The 21877-nt window shown below is 60.3% G+C and carries 23 protein-coding genes and 1 pseudogene; 15 read left to right on the top strand and 9 right to left on the bottom strand.

Annotation, left to right across the window (positions count from 1 at the left end):
- The first annotated feature begins 44 nt into the window (after positions 1–44).
- The 4 genes and pseudogenes from ACZ0AZ_RS02175 to ACZ0AZ_RS02160 all read left to right on the top strand — a co-directional run bounded on the left by ACZ0AZ_RS02175 (position 45) and on the right by ACZ0AZ_RS02160 (position 3453).
- Positions 45–572, top strand: a complete 528-nt coding sequence (locus tag ACZ0AZ_RS02175; RefSeq protein ID WP_039758081.1) for a sigma-70 family RNA polymerase sigma factor — start codon at positions 45–47, stop codon at positions 570–572.
- Positions 569–1582 (top strand): ABC transporter substrate-binding protein, encoded by a 1014-nt coding sequence (locus tag ACZ0AZ_RS02170; RefSeq protein ID WP_463538632.1) that lies wholly within the window; start codon positions 569–571, stop codon positions 1580–1582. The genes ACZ0AZ_RS02175 and ACZ0AZ_RS02170 overlap by 4 nt, the downstream gene beginning before the upstream one ends.
- Positions 1583–2133: 551 nt before the next feature.
- Positions 2134–2910: pseudogene (locus ACZ0AZ_RS02165) on the top strand (PAS domain-containing protein); the annotation flags it as partial.
- Between the two features lie 3 nt (positions 2911–2913).
- Positions 2914–3453 carry a methyl-accepting chemotaxis protein gene (locus tag ACZ0AZ_RS02160; RefSeq protein WP_223259141.1) on the top strand — a complete coding sequence of 180 codons (540 nt, stop codon included), beginning with the start codon at positions 2914–2916 and terminating at the stop codon, positions 3451–3453.
- A 134-nt stretch (positions 3454–3587) separates the two neighbouring features.
- Here the strand turns inward: ACZ0AZ_RS02160 and ACZ0AZ_RS02155 are convergent, their stop codons facing one another.
- Both ACZ0AZ_RS02155 and ACZ0AZ_RS02150 read right to left on the bottom strand, forming a co-directional pair.
- A complete protein-coding gene (locus ACZ0AZ_RS02155; RefSeq protein ID WP_463538631.1) occupies positions 3588–5012 on the bottom strand; it encodes an MFS transporter in 1425 nt (474 codons plus the stop codon).
- Between the two features lie 125 nt (positions 5013–5137).
- Positions 5138–5578, bottom strand: coding sequence for a PACE efflux transporter (locus ACZ0AZ_RS02150; protein WP_463538630.1), 441 nt, complete (start codon positions 5576–5578; stop codon positions 5138–5140).
- A gap of 122 nt (positions 5579–5700) precedes the next feature.
- On the opposite strand from ACZ0AZ_RS02150, the gene ACZ0AZ_RS02145 reads away from it, so the two are divergent.
- Entirely contained in the window at positions 5701–6573 is an 873-nt protein-coding gene (locus tag ACZ0AZ_RS02145; RefSeq protein ID WP_463538629.1) for a LysR family transcriptional regulator, read from the top strand.
- A gap of 139 nt (positions 6574–6712) precedes the next feature.
- Here ACZ0AZ_RS02145 and gntR read toward each other — a convergent pair whose 3' ends face one another.
- The gene (gntR, locus tag ACZ0AZ_RS02140; protein WP_463538628.1) at positions 6713–7744 is read right to left on the bottom strand and encodes an HTH-type transcriptional regulator GntR; all 1032 of its coding nucleotides are present in this window, start codon (positions 7742–7744) and stop codon (positions 6713–6715) included.
- 216 nt (positions 7745–7960) lie between these two features.
- Here gntR and ACZ0AZ_RS02135 point away from each other — a divergent pair, with 216 nt between their 5' ends.
- Together ACZ0AZ_RS02135 and ACZ0AZ_RS02130 are read left to right on the top strand one after the other, a co-directional pair.
- Entirely contained in the window at positions 7961–8494 is a 534-nt protein-coding gene (locus ACZ0AZ_RS02135; protein WP_039758072.1) for a gluconokinase, read from the top strand.
- 82 nt (positions 8495–8576) lie between these two features.
- A complete protein-coding gene (locus ACZ0AZ_RS02130; RefSeq protein ID WP_129997473.1) occupies positions 8577–9929 on the top strand; it encodes a GntP family permease in 1353 nt (450 codons plus the stop codon).
- Between the two features lie 178 nt (positions 9930–10107).
- Here the strand turns inward: ACZ0AZ_RS02130 and alaC are convergent, their stop codons facing one another.
- Positions 10108–11325 (bottom strand): alanine transaminase, encoded by a 1218-nt coding sequence (gene alaC / locus ACZ0AZ_RS02125; RefSeq protein WP_129997472.1) that lies wholly within the window; start codon positions 11323–11325, stop codon positions 10108–10110.
- A 138-nt stretch (positions 11326–11463) separates the two neighbouring features.
- Here alaC and ACZ0AZ_RS02120 point away from each other — a divergent pair, with 138 nt between their 5' ends.
- From ACZ0AZ_RS02120 to ACZ0AZ_RS02110, 3 genes are all read left to right on the top strand, one after another.
- On the top strand, positions 11464–12126 hold the full coding sequence (locus ACZ0AZ_RS02120) for a LysE family translocator (protein ID WP_463538627.1): 663 nt from the start codon (positions 11464–11466) through the stop codon (positions 12124–12126).
- Positions 12127–12195: 69 nt separating this feature from the next.
- Positions 12196–12681 (top strand): GyrI-like domain-containing protein, encoded by a 486-nt coding sequence (locus ACZ0AZ_RS02115; RefSeq protein WP_415761730.1) that lies wholly within the window; start codon positions 12196–12198, stop codon positions 12679–12681.
- A gap of 88 nt (positions 12682–12769) precedes the next feature.
- The gene (locus ACZ0AZ_RS02110) at positions 12770–13258 is read left to right on the top strand and encodes a GNAT family N-acetyltransferase (RefSeq protein WP_415761731.1); all 489 of its coding nucleotides are present in this window, start codon (positions 12770–12772) and stop codon (positions 13256–13258) included.
- A gap of 122 nt (positions 13259–13380) precedes the next feature.
- On the opposite strand, the gene ACZ0AZ_RS02105 is transcribed toward ACZ0AZ_RS02110, so the two are convergent.
- Both ACZ0AZ_RS02105 and ACZ0AZ_RS02100 read right to left on the bottom strand, forming a co-directional pair.
- The gene (locus tag ACZ0AZ_RS02105; protein WP_129997469.1) at positions 13381–13986 is read right to left on the bottom strand and encodes a pyridoxamine 5'-phosphate oxidase family protein; all 606 of its coding nucleotides are present in this window, start codon (positions 13984–13986) and stop codon (positions 13381–13383) included.
- Between the two features lie 18 nt (positions 13987–14004).
- Positions 14005–14490 (bottom strand): GNAT family N-acetyltransferase, encoded by a 486-nt coding sequence (locus tag ACZ0AZ_RS02100; protein ID WP_415761733.1) that lies wholly within the window; start codon positions 14488–14490, stop codon positions 14005–14007.
- Between the two features lie 142 nt (positions 14491–14632).
- Here ACZ0AZ_RS02100 and ACZ0AZ_RS02095 point away from each other — a divergent pair, with 142 nt between their 5' ends.
- The 3 genes from ACZ0AZ_RS02095 to ACZ0AZ_RS02085 are packed head-to-tail and all read left to right on the top strand — an operon-like array spanning position 14633 to position 16665.
- Entirely contained in the window at positions 14633–15058 is a 426-nt protein-coding gene (locus ACZ0AZ_RS02095; RefSeq protein ID WP_463538625.1) for a YybH family protein, read from the top strand.
- A gap of 40 nt (positions 15059–15098) precedes the next feature.
- Positions 15099–15443 (top strand): YciI family protein, encoded by a 345-nt coding sequence (locus tag ACZ0AZ_RS02090; protein WP_463538624.1) that lies wholly within the window; start codon positions 15099–15101, stop codon positions 15441–15443.
- Positions 15436–16665 (top strand): RNA polymerase sigma factor, encoded by a 1230-nt coding sequence (locus ACZ0AZ_RS02085; RefSeq protein WP_129997466.1) that lies wholly within the window; start codon positions 15436–15438, stop codon positions 16663–16665. The genes ACZ0AZ_RS02090 and ACZ0AZ_RS02085 overlap by 8 nt, the downstream gene beginning before the upstream one ends.
- A gap of 145 nt (positions 16666–16810) precedes the next feature.
- Here ACZ0AZ_RS02085 and ACZ0AZ_RS02080 read toward each other — a convergent pair whose 3' ends face one another.
- Positions 16811–17665: a LysR family transcriptional regulator gene (locus ACZ0AZ_RS02080; protein ID WP_129997465.1), complete on the bottom strand. Its 855-nt coding sequence runs from the start codon at positions 17663–17665 to the stop codon at positions 16811–16813.
- A gap of 89 nt (positions 17666–17754) precedes the next feature.
- On the opposite strand from ACZ0AZ_RS02080, the gene ACZ0AZ_RS02075 reads away from it, so the two are divergent.
- Complete coding sequence (locus ACZ0AZ_RS02075) at positions 17755–18192, top strand: multidrug/biocide efflux PACE transporter (protein WP_039758046.1); 438 nt, start codon at positions 17755–17757, stop codon at positions 18190–18192.
- A gap of 119 nt (positions 18193–18311) precedes the next feature.
- Here the strand turns inward: ACZ0AZ_RS02075 and ACZ0AZ_RS02070 are convergent, their stop codons facing one another.
- Complete coding sequence (locus ACZ0AZ_RS02070; RefSeq protein ID WP_463538623.1) at positions 18312–19070, bottom strand: SDR family NAD(P)-dependent oxidoreductase; 759 nt, start codon at positions 19068–19070, stop codon at positions 18312–18314.
- A gap of 121 nt (positions 19071–19191) precedes the next feature.
- On the opposite strand from ACZ0AZ_RS02070, the gene ACZ0AZ_RS02065 reads away from it, so the two are divergent.
- Complete coding sequence (locus ACZ0AZ_RS02065; protein ID WP_039758041.1) at positions 19192–20088, top strand: LysR family transcriptional regulator; 897 nt, start codon at positions 19192–19194, stop codon at positions 20086–20088.
- 125 nt (positions 20089–20213) lie between these two features.
- Here ACZ0AZ_RS02065 and ACZ0AZ_RS02060 read toward each other — a convergent pair whose 3' ends face one another.
- Entirely contained in the window at positions 20214–21827 is a 1614-nt protein-coding gene (locus tag ACZ0AZ_RS02060) for an inorganic phosphate transporter (RefSeq protein WP_415761739.1), read from the bottom strand.
- Positions 21828–21877 lie beyond the last annotated feature (50 nt).

Here is a 21877-nt window from a genome sequence, read left to right as displayed (position 1 = left end):
CACCGGAACACCGGACATTCAGCGACCCTAGCCCAGGAGCCCTTATGTCCGGGACCAATCATGCCCATCGTGACACCGTGGAACGCCTGTTCCGTGCACACCATCGCTGGCTCTGTCATTACCTGCGTCGACACCTGCGTGACGTGTCCGGCGCTGAAGACATCGCCGGCGAAACCTTCGCCCGTTTGCTCGAAGCCCCGTCGCTGACGGCCATTCGCGAACCTCGCGCCCTGCTGACGACGATTGCGCAGCGTCTGCTCTATCAGCACTGGCGCCGTGCGGATCTGCAGCGTCGCCATCTCGAGCAGTCCGACCCTGACGTCGCCGCTTCGCCTGAAGACCTCGCACAGTTCTCGCAGTCCCTCGAACGCCTTGACCGCAGCTTGCATCGCTTGCCGAGCAAGGTTCGTTCGACCTTCCTGCTGGCGCGTATCGATGGCCTGACCTACCCGCAAATCGCTGCCGAACTGGACATCTCGCAACGTTCAGTCAGCGTGTACATGGCGCGTTCCCAAGCGCTGTGCGATCGCCACAGCGCCAATCAATTCCTGGAAGAAAAGAGGTCCGCATGAAATCGATCAAAACCCTGCTCGGCCGCACGCTGCTGGCGCTGAGCCTGAGCGTCGGCGCTGTTTCTGCGGCGGAGAAAACCGCACCCATCCACTTCGGCGATATCACGTGGGAGAGCGGCAGCTTCATCACCGAAGTGCTTCGCCTGATCGTTGAAAAAGGCTACGGCTATCCGACCGATACGATGCCCGGTAGCACCGTCAGCCTGGAGGCGGCGTTGGCAAAAAACGATATTCAGGTGATCGGCGAAGAGTGGGCGGGGCGCAGTCCGGCGTGGGTCAAGGCTGCCGCCGAGGGCAAGGTATTCGGCCTCGGCGACACGGTCAAAGGTGCTACCGAAGGCTGGTGGGTGCCGGAATATGTGATCAAGGGTGACCCCGAGCGCGGGATCCAGGCGCTGGCGCCGGAGCTGAAATCGGTCGCAGACCTGCCGCGCTACAAGGATGTCTTCCGCGATCCGGAAGACCCGGGCCGTGGACGCTTTCTCAACAGCCCGACCGGCTGGACTTCGGAAATCGTCAACAGCCAGAAGCTCAAGGCATATGGCTTGACTGACAGCTTCGTCAACTTCCGCACCGGTTCTGGCGCGGCGCTGGATGCCGAGGTGGGGTCGTCGTTCAAACGCGGCAAACCGGTGCTGTTCTATTACTGGTCGCCGACGCCGCTGCTCGGGCGTTTCAAACTGGTGAAACTCGAAGAGCCGCCGTTTGACGCCGAGGCGTGGAAGACCCTGGCCGACGCCAATAATCCGAATCCGAAGGGCACGCGTTCGATGCCGGCGAGCCTGGCGATCGGCGTGTCGGCACCGTTCAAGGCGCAGTACCCGGAGTTGGTCGCGTTCTTTGAAAAAGTCGATCTGCCGATTGATCTGCTTAACCAGACATTGGCGGGGATGAGTGAGAAACGTCTGCGGCCGAGGGCGGTGGCCGAGGCGTTTTTGCGTGATCAGCCGCAGGTGTGGACGGTTTGGGTGCCGGGGGAGGTGGCGGCCAAGGTGAATGGGAGTTTGTAGTTCTTTTCTGATGTTTTTGCGGTGCTTCTCATGACGTCGTCGCGAGCAAGCCCGCTCCCCATTTGGAATGCGTTCGAGCCTGCTCGCGAAAGCGTCTGCCTTGGTCACCAATCTCTTCGCGCTGAACCGTTTCTTGTGCAAAAAATGCCAGATACTGGCCGACTAATGGCCTTGCGCCCGACGTCGGGCTGGCTATAGTTGCAGGTAACTAACCATGTCGACCGTCATGCCAAGCGCGCCGACGGCACAGGCTGGTCCGTGATTCATGCTGCCAGAGTGCGCAACCCAAGGCACCGACACTGAACCAACAAGGAGCGTCACCTAAATGGAAGTTCTTCTACGCGTTAGGGCTGGCCCGCATGCGGGCTATCAAGAAAAGGATGTCTTGATCAGAGCGTCGCTGCACGAACCCTCCGATTGATCATCATTTATCACCTGACAACTTCCTCCTGTGGAGGAAGGCGTGTGCCTGTTCTGTGGAACGTAGTGATGGATCTTGCAAGACCTGAACTTTCATCAAATCAAAAGAACGCGCGGAAGGTGATACGACCATGTTCAACCTACATCACAAGGCCGACCTGCGGGAAATCGAGCGCTTCAGCTGTGCGCTGACCGAGGCCAACGCAAAAATCGAAGCGATCAGCCGCTCGATGGCGATGATCGAGTTCACCCCGGACGGCATCGTCCTCGACGCCAACGAGAACTTCTGCAAGACCATGGGCTACAGCGCCGATGAAGTGCGCGGCAAACACCATCGGATCTTCTGTGAAGAAAGCTTCTACCGCAGCGAGGACTACGCGAAGTTGTGGCGCGACCTGGCTCGTGGTGAACCGCTCAGTGGCACTTTTCTTCGCCTGAACAAGAGCGGCCGGGAGATCTGGCTTGAAGCCAGTTACATGCCGGTGTTCGGGCCCGACAAACAGGTCAGAAGTGTGATCAAGGTCGCGGCGGACATCACCGCGCGCATCAACAAAGAACATGAAGAAGAAGCCATGCTGGCGGCGATCGGTCGTTCCATGGCGGTGATCGAGTTCACTCCCGAAGGCCATGTCATCCGCGCCAACGACAACTTTCTGCAGACCATGCAGTACGCGCACCCTGAAATTGTCGGCCAGCACCACAGCCTGTTCTGTCACCGCGCCGAAGCCGAATCCGCGCAATACAAGGCGTTCTGGGCTTCGCTCAATCGCGGCGAATATCACTCGCACCGTTTCGAGCGCAAGAACAAGTCCGGGCAGATGGTTTATCTGGAGGCTTCGTATAACCCGCTGTTCGACGCCAAGGGCCGCTTGTACAAAGTGGTCAAGTTCGCCAGTGACATCACCAAACAGATGACCACTCTGCAAAACGCTGCGGAATCGGCCCACAGCACCTCGGTACAAAACGACGCCTGCGCGCAAAAAGGCTCACAAGTGGTGCAGCAAACCGTGCAGATCATCCAGGACATTTCCCGCGACCTGAACGAAGCGGCGGTGAGCATCGATGCGGTAAGCAAACAGTCGGACATCATCGGCACCATCGTCCAGACCATTCGCGGCATTGCCGATCAGACCAACCTGCTGGCACTCAATGCAGCGATCGAAGCGGCGCGCGCCGGTGAGCATGGACGCGGTTTTGCCGTCGTCGCCGATGAGGTGCGCAGCCTCGCCGCGCGGACCAGTCAGGCCACTCTGGAAATTGTCGACGTCGTGCGCAAGAACCACGACCTGTCGCTGAGCGCGGTGTCGAGCATGCAGTCGAGCCTGAGCCGAACCGGGTTGGGCGTGGAGCTGGCGAACGAGGCGGGCGAGGTGATCCTCGAGATTCAGCAGGGCTCGCGGCATGTGGTGGATGCGATCAGCCAGTTCAATGAAACCCTGCAATTGAACTGAGCTGTTCAACGTCACCAATAGCCAATGTGGGAGCGAGCCTGCTCGCGAAAGCGTTGTGTCAGTCAAGCCTATAGCCACTGACAAGACGCCTTCGCGAGCAGGCTCGCTCCCACAGGTGAGTCCTGTGTTGGCCGTCAACGATGGGCAATATTCTCCAGCGCCAGATTACGCGTTCGTGGGCCGAACCAGCCGATGGTCAGCATCACGATCAGCATGCTGCTGACGATAAACGCCAGTACCCCCGGCGTGCCGAAATTGTCCAGGAACATTCCGATCAGCAGACTGCTGAACACCGTCGACAAACGACTGAACGAATAGCAGAACCCGACCGCACGAGCGCGGATGTTGGTCGGGAACAGTTCGCTCTGGTAGGAGTGATAACTGAAGCTCAGCCAGGCGTTGCAGAAGGTGATCATCACCCCGCAGAAGATCAGCCCGAACGCGCTGGTCTGCAGGGCGAACAGGGTGCCGAAGGTCATCGCGCCAAGGGCCGAGCCGACAATCTGCCATTTGTTTTCGAAGCGGTTGGCGAACTTCACAAACAGCAACGGCCCGAGTGGGTAGGCGAGGGTGATGATGAACGCGTACATCAGACTGTGGGTGACGCTCACGCCTTGGCCCGAAAGCAGCGCCGGCAACCAGTTGCCGAAACCGAAGAAGCCGATCGCCTGGAAGATGTGGAAGACGATCAGCATCAACGCGCGGCGGCGGTAGGGCGGTTGCCAGATATCGGCAAAACGGCCCTTGCCTTCGACATCCACCGGCACCGGTTCCGGCGCATCCAGCGCCTGGCCGTGATCCTTGGCGCAGCGCGCTTCGAGATGCTCGAGGATCCGGTTGGCCTCATCAAAGCGACCATGCTGCGCCAGCCAGCGCGGCGATTCCGGCAGACGCTTGCGCAGCCACCAGATAAACAGCGCAAACACCGCGCTGGCCAGCACCACCCAACGCCAGCCGGACACTCCGAACGGCGCTTGCGGCACCAGCCACCACGACATCAAGGCCACCGCCGGCACCGAGAGGAACTGCACGAAAAACGCAAAGGCAAACGCCGAGCTGCGCATGCGCTTGGGCACCAGTTCCGAGAGGTAAGCGTCGATGGTCACCAGCTCGATACCGAGGCCGATGCCGACCAGAAAACGCATGCCGATGATGCCCAGCGCCGAGGTCTGAATCCCCATCAGCACTGTCGCCACCGTGTACCAGATCAGCGCGAAGGTGAAGATCGCCCGGCGGCCGAAACGATCCGCCAGCGGACTGAGCAGGCTGGCCCCGAGGAACAGGCCGAGGAACGTCGCCGAGGCGAACGCCGCCTGATCGGAGAAACCGAACACGCCTTGCTTGCCCGTGGCGAACAAGCCGTCGCGAATCAGCCCGGGACTGATGTAGGCGGTCTGGAACAGATCGTAGAGTTCGAAAAATCCGCCGATCGACAGCAGCGCCACCAGACGCCAGATGGTGGCAACGGCGGGCAGCCGATCAATGCGGGCGGAAATTTCGGCGGCGCGTACCGGGTCGATGCCATCACTGGGCGCGGCGGCGGGAGCGTGAGCAGTCATAGGCTGATCCATTTTTTATTGATGGAAAAGCTTAGCCTGCTATCGGTGTTAGCGGATTGTGAATGTCAGCGGTTTAACAGTTAGAACGGATGATTTCTCGCAATATCTGCTTACGAATTAGCGATTTATGCCGCAGCGGCAGAATCTGGCAATGCCGAGCTCGGCAGGCCGAAGATCCGGTCGAACAGCCAGTTGAACATGAATGTGTAGCACGGGATGAAGACGATCAGGGCCAGATCAAGCAGGAATGCCTGCACCAGACTGATGTTCATCCACCATGCGATCAGCGGAATCAGAAACACGATCAGCGTCAGTTGAAAGCCGACCGCATGGGCGATGCGCCGTTTCACCGTGCGGGTGCGCGAGACCTGGCGACTTTCCCAGCGTTCGAACAGCGAGGTGTAGATGAAATTCCAGGTCACGGCGATGCTGGTGATGATCACCGCCAGCGGCCCGGTGCTGCCCGGCGATGTACCCGACAACAACGCCAGACCGAGGGCCGAGAAGGTCATGCCGATCACCTCGTAGAGCGACACGTAGACCAGTTTGCGTTTCACGCCTTGCATGCAGATTTGCCTCTTTCTTGCCGAATGTTGACCAGCAGGGCTGGCGAAGGCGGCGAAAGATAGCTTCAATAGACCTGACAGAAAAAGTTGGTAGCTTTCAGTTTTATTGATAGGAGGGGCATTTGAATTTCAGTAGCGACAGCATTGAGTTGTTTCTCGCGGTGATCGAACGCGGCTCGTTCTCCGCTGCCGCGCGGCAATTGGGCAAGGTGCCGTCGGCGGTGAGCATGGGCATCGCCAATCTTGAAGCGGAACTTGGTTACCCATTGTTCGACCGTAGCCATCGCGAGCCGCAACCCACGGCGATCGCGCAGTCGCTGGTGCCGCACGCGCGACTGATCGCCGAGCAGCTCAAGCAGCTGCAGGTGCACGCGGTGGAGTTGTCGCTGGGGCTGGAAAGCCGATTGTCGGTCGGCGTGGTTGCGGACATTGATCGACGCCGCTTGCTGGGAGCGATCAAGGTGATTGCCGAGCGGCATCCGTTGCTCGACATCGAAGTGCTGACTGGGCCACAGGATGATGTGCTGGCGATGTTGCACAGTGGCCGGATCAGCGTGTGCCTGGCCTTCGCTGGCTTGAGCGTGAATGCGCTGGAGCGTTTTCAGTTCGTCGGCAGCGAACGCATGATCGCCACGCTGGCGGCGGACAGTCCGTTGCTGCAAGGGCGCGATGTGTTTCTCGAAGACCTGGTGCAGGTGCGCCAGATCATCGTCGCCAGCCGCGACTTGCCGATCAGCGAGACGCGGCCGTTGGTGGCTGAATCCTACTGGCGCACGGACAATCTTGAGACGGCAATGGAAATGGTCGAAGCGGGATTGGGCTGGGGTAATTTCCCGCTGTCGGTGGTGCAGCCGTGGCTCGAGGCCGGGCGCTTGAAACGGCTGAATTTTCGCAACATCGAAAATGGCCTGGTGCTGCCGGTGCACGCGGTGTGGCTCAAGAGCCAGCCCTTGCAGAAGGGCGCGCAGGCCCTGGTTGACCTGCTCAGCCATTGAACTGGGTAGAGATCCCCTGTGGGAGCGAGCCTGCTCGCGAAGGCGTCGTGTCAGCTGCATCAAAGCTGACTGACCCACCGCTTTCGCGAGCAGGCTCGCTCCCACAAGGGTTGTGTTGCAACTCAGCATTTGTGAAGGGTCAGCTACTCTCGCGAACCTTCAGCTCAAACCCCATATCCTCCACCGGCCGCGCCACTTTGTTACCCGCCATCAACGTCAGCATCTGCTCCGCCGCGCGGCGGCCGATCGCCTCACGCGGGGTGTTGATGCTGCTCAGGCGCGGGACCATGTGCTCGGACATCGGCAGATCGTTGAAACCGAGGATCGCCACCTGCTCGGGAATTTTGATGCCATTGCGCAACGCTTCTAGCAGCGCGCCTTGGGCCAGGTCATCGTTGCCAAAGAAGATTGCATCGACGTCCGGATGCGCCGCCAGCAACTGCAAAAACAACTCTCCGCCCAAGCCCACCGATGAAGCACGTGGCGTCAGCACTTCCAGATCCGGGTCGTAGCGGCCGGCTTTCTGCAATGCCTTGCGGAAACCCTCACCGCGCAACAAGGTGCGCTGATCCAGTTGCGCGCCAATGTAGGCCAAGCGCTTGCGCCCGCGAGATAGCAGGTGTTCGGCGGCAGTTTCACCCGCGCTCAATTGCGAAAATCCCACGCAATTGACCCCGGCGGCGCTGTCCAGCTCCATCATGTACACGCAGGGAATGTTGCTGACTTCAATCATTCGTCGCGAACTTTCCGTGCGATCAAAACCGGTCAGCAGAAACCCGCGTGGCTGATAGGCCATGTAGTTGCGCAGGAGATTTTCTTCTTCATCGCGCGAGTAGTGGAAATTGCCGATCAGTACTTCGAAGCCCTTGGGCGTCAGCACCCGATGAATGGCTTCCAGCGTGTCGATGAACAGCAGGTTGGACAACGACGGCACCAGCACGACAACCGAATGGCTCTGCGCCGAGGCCAGCGCGCGGGCGGCCGGGTTGACGACGTAGTTGAGTTCGAGCGCGGCTTTCTGCACTTTTTCCACCAGTTCGGTGGCCACTGTGCTCACCCCGCGCAGGGCGCGGGAGGCGGTGATCGGGCTGACGCCGGCCAAGCGGGCTACTTCATTGAGGGTCGGACGGCCGGTGGTGCGGGTATTTTTATCGTTCTTGGGGGAGGTCATCGGGCGGCTTGCCAAACAAAAATCAAGGCACTAAGGTAGCGCTGTCCTGATGCAGCTGCAAATGCGTGAACGCGATCCTGCCTGATCTGCGCGCTTTGGCGTCGGGAACGAACCTGCTGCAACCCAAAAAAACGACAAGAAGGCGTCGGCAACTTCTGCCTGTGCACTAGAGTCATAGCTAGCAAAGGTAGCGCTGTCTGCGCGCTGAGGTGTTATATGAGTCATCCCATCACCGCCCTGGTCATCATGGGCGTTGCCGGTTGCGGCAAGACGTGCGTCAGCCAGGCCCTGTGCCATTTGAGCGGCGCCACTGCCATTGAAGGCGATACTTTTCATCCGGCCGCGAACATCGAAAAGATGAGCGCGGGGATCCCCCTGAACGACGAAGACCGCGCCGGCTGGCTCGACAGCCTGTGCGATGAACTGCGTCGCGTCGACGCCCAAGGCCAGCGCCCGGTGTTGACCTGCTCGGCCCTTAAACACAGTTACCGCGAACGCCTGCGCAGCGCCTTGCCGGGCCTCGGTTTCGTGTTTCTTGAACTGACCCCGGAAGTCGCCGCCGAGCGTGTATCGCACCGCCCGGGCCACTTCATGCCGGCGACGTTGATCGAAAGCCAGTTCGCCACCCTCGAATCGCCCAAGGGCGAGCCGCTGACCCTGCCGCTCAATGCCTCGATTCACAGCGTCGAAGAGCTGGCCCTGCAGGCTCACGTCTGGTGGCAGGCCAACGGTCTGAAACAGGCGGTATGAGTATGTTGAAAAAGACAGCGCTGTCCTCCCGACTTCTGTTCAACCCGCTTTAATAACAACAACAATCCAGGAGACACCCCCCATGTTTGGCATGTCCCACGAGACGTTCCTGCTGCTCGATGCGGTGGTCACGGTAATCGGCCTGATTATCCTGATCACCAAATTCAAGATTCACCCGTTCATCGCCCTGACCATCGCCGCCGCCTTCCTCGGCCTGACTTCCGGCATGCCGATCAACACCATCATCAAGGCGTTCCAGGACGGCTTTGGTGGCGTGCTCGGTTTCGTCGGCATCATCCTCGCCCTGGGCACCATGCTCGGCAAGATGATGGCCGAATCCGGCGGCGCCGATCAGATCGCCCAGACGCTGATTCGCGCCTTCGGCAAGGACAAAGTCCAGTGGGCAATGATGTTCGCCGCGTTCCTGGTGGGCATTCCGCTGTTCTTCGAAATCGGCTTCGTGCTGCTGATTCCGCTGGTGTTCATCGTCGCCCGTCGTACCGGTGTGTCGATCATCAAGATCGGTATCCCGCTGCTCGCCGGCCTCTCTGCGGTGCACGGTCTGGTGCCGCCGCACCCGGGGCCGCTGCTGGCGATTGGCGTTTTCGGCGCTGATATCGGCAAGACCATTCTCTACGGTCTGATCGTCGCACTGCCGACAGCGATCATCGCCGGTCCGATCTTCGGTACCTTCATTGCCAAGCACATTCCCGGTCACCCGAATCAGGAACTGGTCGATCAACTGGCCCGTGAAAACGATTCGGCCAACCTGCCGAGCTTCAGTATCACCCTGGTCACCGTGCTGCTGCCGGTGTTCCTGATGTTGCTGAAAACCTTTGCTGACGTGGCACTGCCGGACGGTCATTTCTTCCGTATCTGGATGGACATGATCGGTCACCCGATCTCCGCACTGCTGCTGGCGTTGCTGCTGTCGCTGTACACCTTCGGTTACAAGCAGGGCATCGGTTCGCAACAGATGCTCAAATGGCTCGACGCAAGCCTGGCGCCTACCGCTGCGATCATTCTGATCATCGGTGCCGGCGGCGGCTTCAAGCAGATGCTGGTGACCAGCGGTGTGGGCGATGTGATCGGCCACATGGCGGTCAGCGCGCAGATCTCGCCGATCCTGCTGGCGTGGCTGGTGGCCGCAGTGATCCGTATTGCTACCGGTTCGGCCACCGTGGCGACCATCACTGGCGCTGGCATTGTGGTGCCGGTTGTCGGGATGATTCCGGGCGTCAACCGTGAGCTGCTGGTGCTGGCCACCGGCGCCGGCTCGCTGATTCTGTCCCACGTCAACGACGCCGGTTTCTGGCTGGTCAAGCAGTACTTCAACATGACCGTGGCCGAAACCTTCAAGACCTGGACCGCGATGGAAACCATTCTGTCGGTAGTGGGCCTGGGCTTTATCCTGCTGTTGTCGCTGTTCGTTTAAACGGCGTTTTGCAGGCACAAAAAAACCGCAGCGATGCGGTTTTTTTGTGCCTTGATTTCACGGTTCACTGAATACCCATGTGGGAGCGAGCCTGCTCGCGAAGGCGTCGTGTCAGCTGCATCAATGCTGACTGACCCACCGCTTTCGCGAGCAGGCTCGCTCCCACAGGGGACAGGTGTCAGGCAGAGGATTTCGGATTGAAGCCATCCGCGCGGAACATCCCGCGAATCCCGCGCACGGCCTGGCGAATGCGATCTTGGTTTTCGATCAGGGCAAAGCGCACGTGATCGTCGCCGTACTCACCGAAACCCACACCCGGCGAGACGCAGACCTTGGCTTCGGCCAGCAGTTTCTTGGCAAACTCCAGCGAACCCAGATGCGCATAGGCCTGGGGAATCTTCGCCCAGACGTACATCGAGGCCTTTGGATTCTCGACCATCCAGCCCAGCTCATGCAGACCCTTCACCAGCACGTTACGACGCTGGCGATACTGCTCGGCGATGTCGCGCACGCACTGTTGATCGCCTTCCAGCGCGGCAATCGCCGCCACTTGCAGCGGCGTGAAAGTGCCGTAGTCGTGATAGCTCTTGATCCGCGCCAGGGCGCTGACCAGTTCCGGGTTGCCGACCATGAAACCGATGCGCCAGCCGGCCATGTTGTAGCTCTTGGACAGGGTAAAAAACTCCACCGCAATGTCCTTGGCCCCCGGCACCTGCATGATCGACGGGGCTTTCCAGCCGTCGTAGACGATGTCGGCGTAAGCCAGATCGTGCACCACCAGAACGTCGTACTGCTTGGCGAGGGCGATCACCCGTTCGAAGAAATCCAGCTCCACGCACTGCGCGGTAGGGTTCGACGGGAAGCCGAGGATCATCATTTTCGGCTTGGGGATCGAACCGCGAATCGCCCGCTCCAGCTCATCGAAGAAATCCACCCCCGGCACCAGCGGCACCGAACGCACTTGAGCGCCGGCAATCACCGCGCCGTAGATGTGAATCGGGTAGCTCGGGTTCGGCACCAGCACCGTGTCGCCCTGATCCAGGGTGGCCAGCATCAAATGCGCCAGGCCTTCCTTGGAACCGATGGTGACAATGGCTTCGCTTTCCGGGTCGATATCGACTTCGTAGCGCTGCTTGTACCAGTTGGAAATCGCCCGGCGCAGGCGCGGAATGCCCTTGGAGGTCGAGTAACCGTGGGTGTCCTCACGTTGGGCGACCTGCACCAGTTTTTCGACAATGTGCGGCGGCGTGGCACCGTCGGGGTTGCCCATGCTCAGGTCGATGATGTCTTCACCACGGCGGCGAGCGGCCATTTTCAGCTCGGCGGTGATGTTGAAAACGTAAGGGGGGAGTCGATCTATGCGCGCAAAGCGGCGCGGCGAACCTTGTTCGGCCATTGTTGCCTCGGATAACGTAAGCGCCCGGAACCGTCCGAGCGACGCTGGTCACTGCGGTGACCTGTGCCGGAAGATAAGGGCAGTGATGGCATACTGTCCAGCGCGCTTGTAAACATTTTTTTCAAGGAAAATCGCTCAATGGAATTCACCAGCGGCTTCTTGCTGAGCCTTTCGCTGTGCCTGGATATCGGCGTGGCCAACATCGCGATGATCACCCTGGCCATGCAGCGCGGCTACTTTCAGGGCTTCGCCCTCGGCCTGGGTACCTGCGTCGGCGATCTGATCTATGCGGTGCTGGCCTTGGCCGGCATGACCGTCCTGCTGCAATACGAAACCGTGCGCTGGGTGTTATGGATTGGCGGTTCGGCGCTGCTGATCTATTTCGCGGCGAAGATGATTTACTCGGCGATTCACCATGAAGCGCTGCTGGCGGAAGCGGCCGAAGTAGGGCAGAACTCCCATCGTAAGGAGTTCTTTCGCGGCATCTTTCTCGCCATGTCGTCGCCCAGTGCGATTCTCTGGTTTGCTGCGGTTGGCGGCACGTTGATAGCCCGATCCGGTGGCGGCGGCCCGTTGAGTTCGGCGCTGTTTCTCGGCGGTTTTCTCTGCGCCGGGCTGCTCTGGTCGGCCGGCCTGTGCTTCGCTGCCAGCCACGGCGGCAAGCTGCTGGGCGATAAACTGCTGCGCTACTCTTACATGGCATCTGCGGCGATCTTCTGCTATTTCGCGGTTTACGTGATCGTTTCCGGTTACAACGAGTTTGTCGGCTCGGGCGCCGTCGAGCAGTTGCATTCGCTGTAAACGTGCGAAACGGTTCGGGCTTTCTATACTCCCAGCCGAACCCACCTTTCCGTTCTGAGGAGTCGCGTCATGGATGAACAGAAACGCGTCGAAATAGCCGAACCTCGCTTCGAACATGGGCAATTTCTGCTGATTGCCGGCTTCGGCGGGCGATTCACTCAGCAAACCACCGAAAACATTCCCGCGTTGTGGGAAAAACTGATCCCGCACTTGGGAAAAATCCCCGCGCAAGTCAACGAAGTGACCTACGGCGTTTGCTGCAACGCGGACGGTGAGGGCGGTTTCGAATACATTGCCGGTGTGCAGATCGACAAGCTCGATGAGCTGCCGGAAAAGTACCGCTGGGTTGAAATCCAGCCGCAGCAATATGCGGTGTTCGAGCACAAAGGGCCACTGACGCAACTCCCCGACACCTTCCAGTACATCTGGAACACCTGGCTGCCGCAATCCGCTTACGAAGCGGCGGACGCCCCGGAATTCGAGCGCTACAGCGAGGATTACAACCCGAAACTCAATACCGGCACCCTGGAAATCTGGCTGCCGATCAAGGCCTGAGCGGCGTAACAATCGAGGTGGAGCATGTCCGCCCCGTTGGTTCTGCATTATGCTGGCGGGCCTTGTTTCCACAGATTTTTGAGCTGCCATGAACACCGTGATCCGCAACGTCAGCGCTGCCGACCTGGACCGCTGCTACGCCATCGAAACCGTCGCCTACGAAGGCGACGAAGCCGCCACTCGCGAGAAGATCGCCACGCGCATCGCCACTTGGCCAGACGGCTTTATCGTCGCCGAGGTCGACGGCGTGGTCGCCGGTTTCATCAATTCCGGCGCGGCGTTCGACGTGCAGATGTCCGACGAGGCCTTCAAGGAACTGATCGGCCACGACCCGAAAGGCCCGAATGTGGTGATCATGTCGGTGGTGGTACACCCGGATTACCAAGGGCAGGGCCTGGCCAAGCGCCTGCTCGCCGAATTCATCGAGCGCATGCGCGGGATGCAGAAAGCGACGATTCACTTGATGTGCAAAGAGCAACACATTGCACTGTATGCCGGGTTTGGCTTTGCTTACATCAAACCGTCCGAGTCCGACCACGGCGGCATGGCGTGGCACGAGATGATCCTGACCCTGTAACGGCACGTGGAGATCCCTTGTGGGAGCGGGCTTGCTCGCGAAAGCGCTGGGTCAATCAACATCAATTTACATGACACACCGCCTTCGCGAGCAAGCCCGCTCCCACATTAGATTGCGGTGGGTCAGTAGAGGCTATCGAGCACCCGTTTCGGCGCTTCCCGATCGTAGGTGTCGGCGTCGAACTGGCCGTCATTCAGGCGCTTGTGAAATGCGCCAGCAGATGGCAAGGCCGAGCGCGGCAGGTGCGTTTCGGGATTCCACGCATCCGAGCGGACAAAGGCTTTCGAGCAGTGAAAAAACGCCGCGTCCACCGTCACCAGCAACACTGTTTTCGCCGGTTTGCCATTCACCGCGAAACTCTCCAGCAACGCCGGTTCATCGCTGATCAGGGCCGTGCCATTGACCCGCAATGTTTCGCCGATCCCGGGAATGATGAACAGCAGCGACACCCGCGAATCGTGCAGCACATTGCGCAAGGTATCGATGCGGTTGTTGCCCGGGCGATCCGGCAGGGCCAACGTGTTTTGATCAATGATCCGAACAAACCCCGGTGCATCACCGCGCGGCGAGTTATCGAGGCCATCGGTCCCCACCGAGCTGACGATCACTAGCGGCGACAGGCGCACCATCGCCTGATAATCCTCGTTGAGAAAGCCGATCTGCTTGCGCACGGCGCGTTCGTGGGGCCGGCCGTAAATGGCCTCCAATGCTTCTATCGAATCGATCATCGTTTATCCCTCTACGATTTAAAAAAAAAGGCCCATCCGCCGCTCGTACCCAATCCGGCCCTTGTACGCTTCGCCGCTGTCGACATAGCCATGTCTGGCATACAGCGCAATCGCCGCCTCATTGTCGGCGTCCACCGACAATTCCAGTCCCTTGATCTCCGGCCACGCCTCGCGCGCGACTGCGGGGAGCGCTTGCAGGCAAGCCTTGCCGTAGCCCTTGCCCTGCGCACGCCGATCGACCTGCAGCGCATGCAACGTGGCGCTGTGCTCGTCGGCCCAGGCGGGCAATACCGGCGGGCGCTTGAGCAACAGAAATGCCACCGGCACGTCGTCCGCCAGCAGGGCGAAACCCTTGACGCCGGGGCCGGGTTTCGACAGCAGGGTGTGCAGGGCACCGTGGATATCACCGGAGAACTTGATCTGCTCGGGGTGGATTTCAATCGCCGCGACTTGCTCACGCTGCAAAGGGCTGAGGCTGTCGTACGGCACGAGTTGGGATGACAAGGGAATTTCCTTTTTCCTACAAGGAGTGAGCCTCGGATTCTAGCGAGATTGTCGTCAGCGAAATTTTTTTGTTTGCCCTGTCGATCCGCGCATTGGGCAAACGACTAAGGGTGTCTTCACAACAAAAACCACGGAGAACACCATGAGCGCACACAGCGAAATCCAGAGCCTGATCAACACCTATCGCGAAGCAGTAATGGCCAAGGACGTCGAGAAAGTCATGGCCCTGTACGCCGACGACATCGTCTCGTTCGATGCGATCAAGGCCCTGCAATTCAAAGGCAAAGCGGCGTACCGCGCGCATTGGGTCGAGTGCATGGAAATGTGCCCCGGCCCGCACATCTTCGAGTTCCACGAAATCGCCATCGAAAGCGCCGACAACATCGCTTTCGCCCACTGGGTGGCCAATTGCGGCGGCACCAACGACAAGGGCGAAACCCAGAGTTGCTGGATGCGTGTGACCGCCTGTTATCGGCAGGTCGGCGGGGCGTGGAAGATTGCCCATGAACACTGGTCGGCACCGTTCGATCCGATGAGCGGCGCGACGCTGTTCGATGTGCAGCCCTGATCTTCAGCCATAGTTGATCCGTTCGAATCAGGAGAGCGCCATGAAATACCTATGCCTGGTCTACAGCGATGAACGCCTGCTGCACACCTCGCCCGACAGCCCGGAGGACGCCGAATGCTGGGCCTACGCCGAGTCGATTCAGGGCAGCGGGCGGATGATCGCCGCCGAAGCGCTGGAGTCGGTAGAAACCGCCACCACGGTACGGATGCGCAACGGCAAGGTGTCGATCACCGACGGGCCTTTCGCTGAAACCAAGGAGCAACTGGCCGGTTTCTACCTGATCGATGCCAAGGATCTCAACGATGCGATTCAGGTCGCCGGCAACATTCCGGCAGCCCGGGTTGGCAGCGTTGAGGTACGTCCGGTGCGGCAGTTGAATGTCTGACGTCAGGGCGCGGGTCGAGCAGGTCTACCGCGAGGATTCGCGGCGGATTCTGGCGACGCTGATCCGCCTGCTCGGTGATTTCGACCTCGCCGAAGAAGCCTTGCACGAGGCGTTCTTCGTCGCGGTCGAACGCTGGCAGCGCGATGGCGTGCCGGACAATCCGCGCACCTGGCTGGTCTCGACCGGTCGCTTCAAAGCCATCGATGTGTTGCGCCGGCGCGCACGGTTCAAAGCGTCGCAACCTTTGCTGCTGGCGCAACTCGATGAGCTGGAACAGGCTGACTGGAGTGGCGAAGACGTGGAAGACGATCGCTTGCGGCTGATCTTTACCTGCTGCCACCCGGCGCTGGCGGCAGATGCGCAAGTGCCGCTGACCTTGCGCGAAGTCTGCGACCTCACCACCGAGGAAATCGCCCGTGCTTTTCTCTCGGCGCCGGCGGCGATTGCCCAGCGCATCGTCCGCGCCAAAGCCAAGATCCGCGACGCGAAAATCCCTTACCAAGTGCCCACGCTGAATGAATTACCCGAGCGCCTCGACAGCGTGTTGCGGGTGATTTATCTGGTGTTCAACGAAGGCTATTCGGCTTCGGTCGGCGCTGAGCTGACCCGCGAGGATCTGACGCGCGAAGCGATTCGGCTGGGGCGCTTGTTGATGGAGTTGCTGCCGGAGCCGGAAGTCATGGGTCTGCTGGCGCTGATGCTGCTGCACGAATCACGCCGGCCGGCACGCACCTCACCGAGCGGTGAACTGGTGTTGCTCGACGATCAGGATCGCTCGTTGTGGGACGCCGGGTTGATGGCCGAAGGCTGCGCACTGGTGGAGCGCGCGCTGACTACCCGGCGGTTCGGGCCATATTGCCTGCAAGCGGCGATTGCAGCGGTGCATGCCGAAGCGCCATCGGCAGCTGAAACCGACTGGGAGCAGATAGTCGGCCTGTATGACGTGTTGCTGCGCGCGGTGCCGTCGCCGGTGATCGAGCTGAACCGGGCGGTGGCGCTGGCCAAACGGGATGGAGCGTTGGCCGGGTTGTTGTTGGTTGAAGGGATTTTGGCGCGTGGCGAGTTGCAGGATTACCACTTGGCGCATTCGGCGCGGGCGGAGTTTTGCCGGCAGTTGGGGCGGGTCGAGGAGGCTCGAGCTGCGTACCAGCGGGCGCTGGAGCTGACGCGGCAGGAGCCGGAGCGGCGGTTTATCGAGGGGCGACTGAGGGACCTGGGTTGATCTGGAAGCTGCGTCGGTGCGGCTGGCCCTTTCGCGAGCAGGCTCGCTCCCACAGGTGGTTGCATTCCTCTTTTGGAAGGCTCGCTCCCACAGGTGAGCGCGTTTCAATTGTGGGAGCGAGCCTGCTCGCGAATGGCAGCACCGCTTATTCCAGCATCTTGCTGAGCAACCAGCTCCCCGCCGGCCCCGGCGGATACAGGCGTGACCACAAGGCATCGACAAACACCGGTTTCGGCCAGCCCCTCACGTCCAGCTCCATCAGCAAATCAGCGGCATAACGCTGCACCAGCCACCTCGGCAACGGTGCCCAGCCAAAGCCTTTTTCAGCCATCTCCAGCAACATCAGATAACTCGGCGCCGACCACACCCGGCTTTTGCCGCGACTGTCATACGGATTGACGATGGTCGCCAGACGCAACTCACGATGTTGCTCGAGGATCTGCTGATCGACATGCTCAAGCTTGGCCAACGGATGCTCGCGGCTGACGAACAGGGCAATCTCCGTGCGCTCGGCCACAGTCGAGGTCACCAGATCCGGCGGGTAGTTGTCCTGCATTTCCGCGAAGGCCAGATGCGCCCGGCCGCGCTGGACCAGTTCGATCAGGTCATCGCATTCGGCAATCAGGCATTCCAGCTCAAGCTCCGGGTAACGCTGCTCGAAACCCACCAGTGCCGCCTCGAAACGATAGGACTGATAGGTATCGGAAATAGCGACCGTCAGCTTCGGCTCCACACCTTGCGCCAATTGCCGAGCGCTCATTTCCAGGCGGCTGGTGGCAGCCAGAATCGCCTCGGCTTTTTGCAGCATGACGTGGCCGGCGGGGGTGAGCGTGGGCTTGCGGCTGCTGCGGTCGAACAGCTGCAGGTCCAGATCGATCTCCAGGCTTGCCACTGCCGCGCTAATGGTCGACTGACTGCGGCCCAATTTACGCGCCGCTGCGGAAAACGAACCTTGCGTCGCTGCCTGGACAAACGCCAACAGCACTTCCTGCGAAGCCATGAACTATCGCCTTGATCGATGGTTATTGGTTATGAAGTATCGGCATTCAGTTGGATCATGGCAACCATCGTCAAACAAGGAGTCAGGCCATGACTGCCCATAAGTCCATCACCGAACGCGTCTTCCAGGCTATCGGTTTCGAATTTCTCGCCATCCTCATCTGTACGCCGCTGCTCGCATGGATCATGCAAAAGCCGCTGCTCGACATGGGCGCGGTGACCGTACTGATTGCGCTATTGGCGCTGGCGTGGAACGTGGTGTTCAACCGTTTTTTCGACCGTGCATTGGCGCGGATGAATCTGCCGCACAACGCCTGGGTCCGTGTAGTGCATGCGCTGTTGTTCGAAGGTGGACTGATCGTGATGGGCGTGCCGCTGATTGCCTGGTGGCTGTCGGTCAGCCTGTGGCAGGCGTTGTTGCTCGACATTGGCGTGCTGCTGTTTTTCCTGCCGTACACCTATGTCTACCACTGGGGTTATGACGTGCTGCGCGAGCGCTTCATGGCCCGCCGCGCATATGAAAGCTGAAATAAACCTGTGGCGAGGGGATTTATCCCCGTTGGGCTGCGTAGCAGACCCGATTTTGGGGCCGCTCCGCAGCCCAGCGGGGATAAATCCCCTCGCCACAAACAGTCTGTTGGTTGAGGTCAGAGGAACATGCCGCCAGACGCCTCGACCCGCTGGCCATTGATCCACTGTCCACCCGGCGACAGCAGCAGCGCCAATGCACCGCCAATGTCATCCGGCTGCCCGACGCGACCCAGCGCGGTGTTGCTGGCGACCATCGCGTTGACAGCGTTGTTGTCGCGCACTGTGCCGCCGCCGAAATCGGTTTCAATCGCACCCGGCGCCAGAATGTTCACACCAATCTGCCGCGCGCCGAGCTCCTTCGCTTGATAGCGGGTCAGCACTTCCATCGCACCTTTCATTGCCGCATAAGCGCCGTACCCCGGCAGGCTGAAGCGGGTGAGGCCGCTGGAGATATTGACGATGCGCCCACCGTCGTTGATCAGCGGCAGCAGTTGCTGAGTCAGGAAGAACGGTCCTTTGAACTGCACGTTCATCAGCAGATCGAACTGCTCCGGCGTGGTTTCGCTGAACAGCGCGTGCACGCCGATGCCGGCATTGTTGATCAGGAAATCAAAGCGCTGACGCTGAAAAGTGTCTTCCAGTGCTTGTTCAACCTGCTCGGCGAACCTGGCGAAATTCTCGCTGCGGCCGACGTCCAGTTGCAACATCGCCGCTTTCGCGCCGAGTGCCTGCAACTCAGTGATCAGCACTTGGGCCTCGTCGGCGCGGCTGTTGTAGGTGCCGATAATGTCGGTGCCTTGCGCGGCGAGGTGCAGGGCGGCGCTGCGGCCCAGGCCACGACTGGCGCCAGTGATCAGTGCGATTTTGCGATTCATGCTGACTTCCTCGATTGCATTGAGTGGGGATGGAAGAAGTTTATTTATCCGCCATGAGCTGATAAACACAGCAAAAGCGGAATCACTGATCGGTTCATTCGAACAATCACCGGGGCTTGTCATGAACAAACTGGAACTGCTGCGGACCTTCGTCCGGGTCAGCGAACTGTCGAGTTTCACCCTCGCCGGTGAAAGCCTCGGCCTGCCGCGCTCCACCGTGTCCGAGCAAGTGCAGGCACTCGAAGCCTTGCTCGGTACGCGGCTGTTGCAGCGCACCACACGCAAGGTGCAGGCCACTCAGGACGGCCTGGTGCTGTATGAGCGCAGCAAGGATCTGCTCTCGCACATGGATGAGATCGAAGGGCTGTTTCGTCAGGACGAGGCGTCGCTGACCGGGCGCATCCGGGTCGACATGCCGAACATTCTCGCGCGACGGCTGATCATGCCGCGCCTGCCGGAATTCATGGAGCGCCACCCGAATCTGCAGATGGAAATCAGCAGCACCGATCGCCGCGTCGATCTGCTCGGCGAAGGCTTCGACTGTGTGTTGCGCATCGGCGCGCAGCCGGATCAGTCGGTGGTCGCCCGGCATCTTGGCGACTTCCCGATGGTCAATTGCGCCAGCCCGGCTTACCTGCAACGTTACGGCGTGCCGCAGACCATCGAGGATCTGGCGCAGCATCGGCTGGTGCATTACGTCGGCGTACTGGGCTCGCGTTCTGAAGGGTTTGTGTATGAGGAGGGTGGCGAAGTGCGACGGGTGGCGATGGCCGGCAGTGTCACGGTCAACAGCACCGACGCCTATGAAGCGGCGTGCCTGGGCGGCTTCGGCCTGACGCAGGTACCGCGCACCGGCATGCAGCCGCATCTGGAAAATGGCGAACTGCTAACCGTACTGCCGCAATACACCGCACCGCCGATGGCGATTTCATTGTTGTATGCGCGACAACGGCATTTGCCGCTGCGGGTGCGGGTGTTCATGGATTGGCTCGGCGATGTGGTTCGTTCGACGCTCTAACATGAGAATGCAAAGCGTTGTAGGAGTGAGCCTGCTCGCGATAGCGGTGGGTCAGATAAATCAATGCTGACTGACAGTCCGCTATCGCGAGCAGGCTCACTCCTACATGTTGGATTTGTGTAGGGTCAGAAGATTTGGGTGAACAGCCAATACAGGCTGCCCGACAGCAAAATGGCCGCTGGCAGGGTCAACACCCAGGCCATCAGCAGATTGCGGATCGTGCGCATCTGCAATCCTGCACCATTGGCCACCATGGTCCCGGCCACGCCCGATGACAACACATGGGTCGTCGACACCGGCAAACCGAACATGTCGGCTGCGCCGATGGTCAGCATCGCCACGGTTTCCGCCGAGGCGCCCTGGGCGTAGGTCAGGTGTGTCTTGCCGATTTTCTCGCCAACGGTCACGACAATGCGCTTCCAGCCGACCATGGTGCCGAGCCCCAGTGCGATGGCCACGGCGATCTTCACCCACAGCGGAATGAACCGCGTGGCGTTGTCGATCTGTTGTTTGAACAGCTGCAGTTTGCTGCTGGTGTCGGCATCGAAGTTACCGACCTTGTTCTTGTCCATCAAGCGAATGCTTTCGCTGGCCAGGTACATGTCGTTGCGCACGTTACCCATGGCTTCGGCCGGGACTTTCGCCAGCGATCCGTAGCCTCTGACTTCCTCGCCGATGTGCCCGGTCAGGGCGGCGAGGGCGGGGATCAGTTGCGGCGTCGGTTCCTTGCTGCGCACGTAATCGGAAAGGACCGGACGCGGATCGGCAGGTGCCGGCATTGGCGCGCTTTTCACCAGCGCTTGCTGGGTAACTTGCGCCACGGCGGCGAATTGCAGCGATTGTTCTTCCGGCATGGTGCGGTTCAACGCGTAGGCCATCGGCAGTGTGCCGACCAGAATCAGCATGATCAGGCCCATACCTTTCTGGCCGTCGTTGGAGCCGTGAGCGAACGACACGCCGGTGCAGGTGGCGATGAGCAAACCGCGAATCCACCACGGCGGCGGGGCATTGCCTTCGGGCGCTTTGTACAGCGCGCGATTCTTGACGAACGCGCGCAACGCCAGGAGCAACAACGCCGCGCAACCGAAACCCACCAGCGGCGACAGCAGCAGCGCATAACCGATTTTGGTTGCCTGTGCCCAGTCGACACCGCTGGTGCCATCGCGGCCGTGCATCAAGGCATTGGCCACGCCGACGCCGATGATCGAGCCGATCAACGTGTGCGAAGAGGAGGCCGGCAAACCCAGCCACCAAGTGCCGAGGTTCCACAGGATCGCCGCGATCAACAGGGCGAAGATCATCGCAAAACCGGCAGACGAGCCGACCTGCAGAATCAACTCCACCGGCAGTAGCGCGATGATGCCGAACGCCACCGCACCGCTCGACAGCAGCACGCCGAGAAAATTGAAGAAGCCCGACCAGACCACCGCGACATTCGGCGGCAGCGAGTGGGTATAGATCACCGTCGCGACGGCATTGGCGGTGTCATGGAAACCGTTGACGAACTCGAAACCCAGCGCAATCAGCAGCGCCACGCCGAGCAGCAGAAACGGCGTCCACGTGGTGACGACCGTGCCGAGTTCGTGCATGTCGTGCATCAGGCTATAGGCGGTGAACAGCATGCCCATGGCCAGCACGGCGAAGAAGATCACATAGGTGAACGGACCGGGTTTCTTGTCGAGCGCCGGCCTGCCGCTGGCGGCGGACGCAGGGCTGGCGGTCAGTGAAGGCGTAGCCATGGCGGACAATCCTGAGCGAGGGAAGGAATGTCGTCCATGATCGTTGCAGA

It is taken from the genome of Pseudomonas sp. AC239 (genome assembly GCF_979258545.1).
This window is presented reverse-complemented; position numbering and strand designations above follow the sequence as displayed.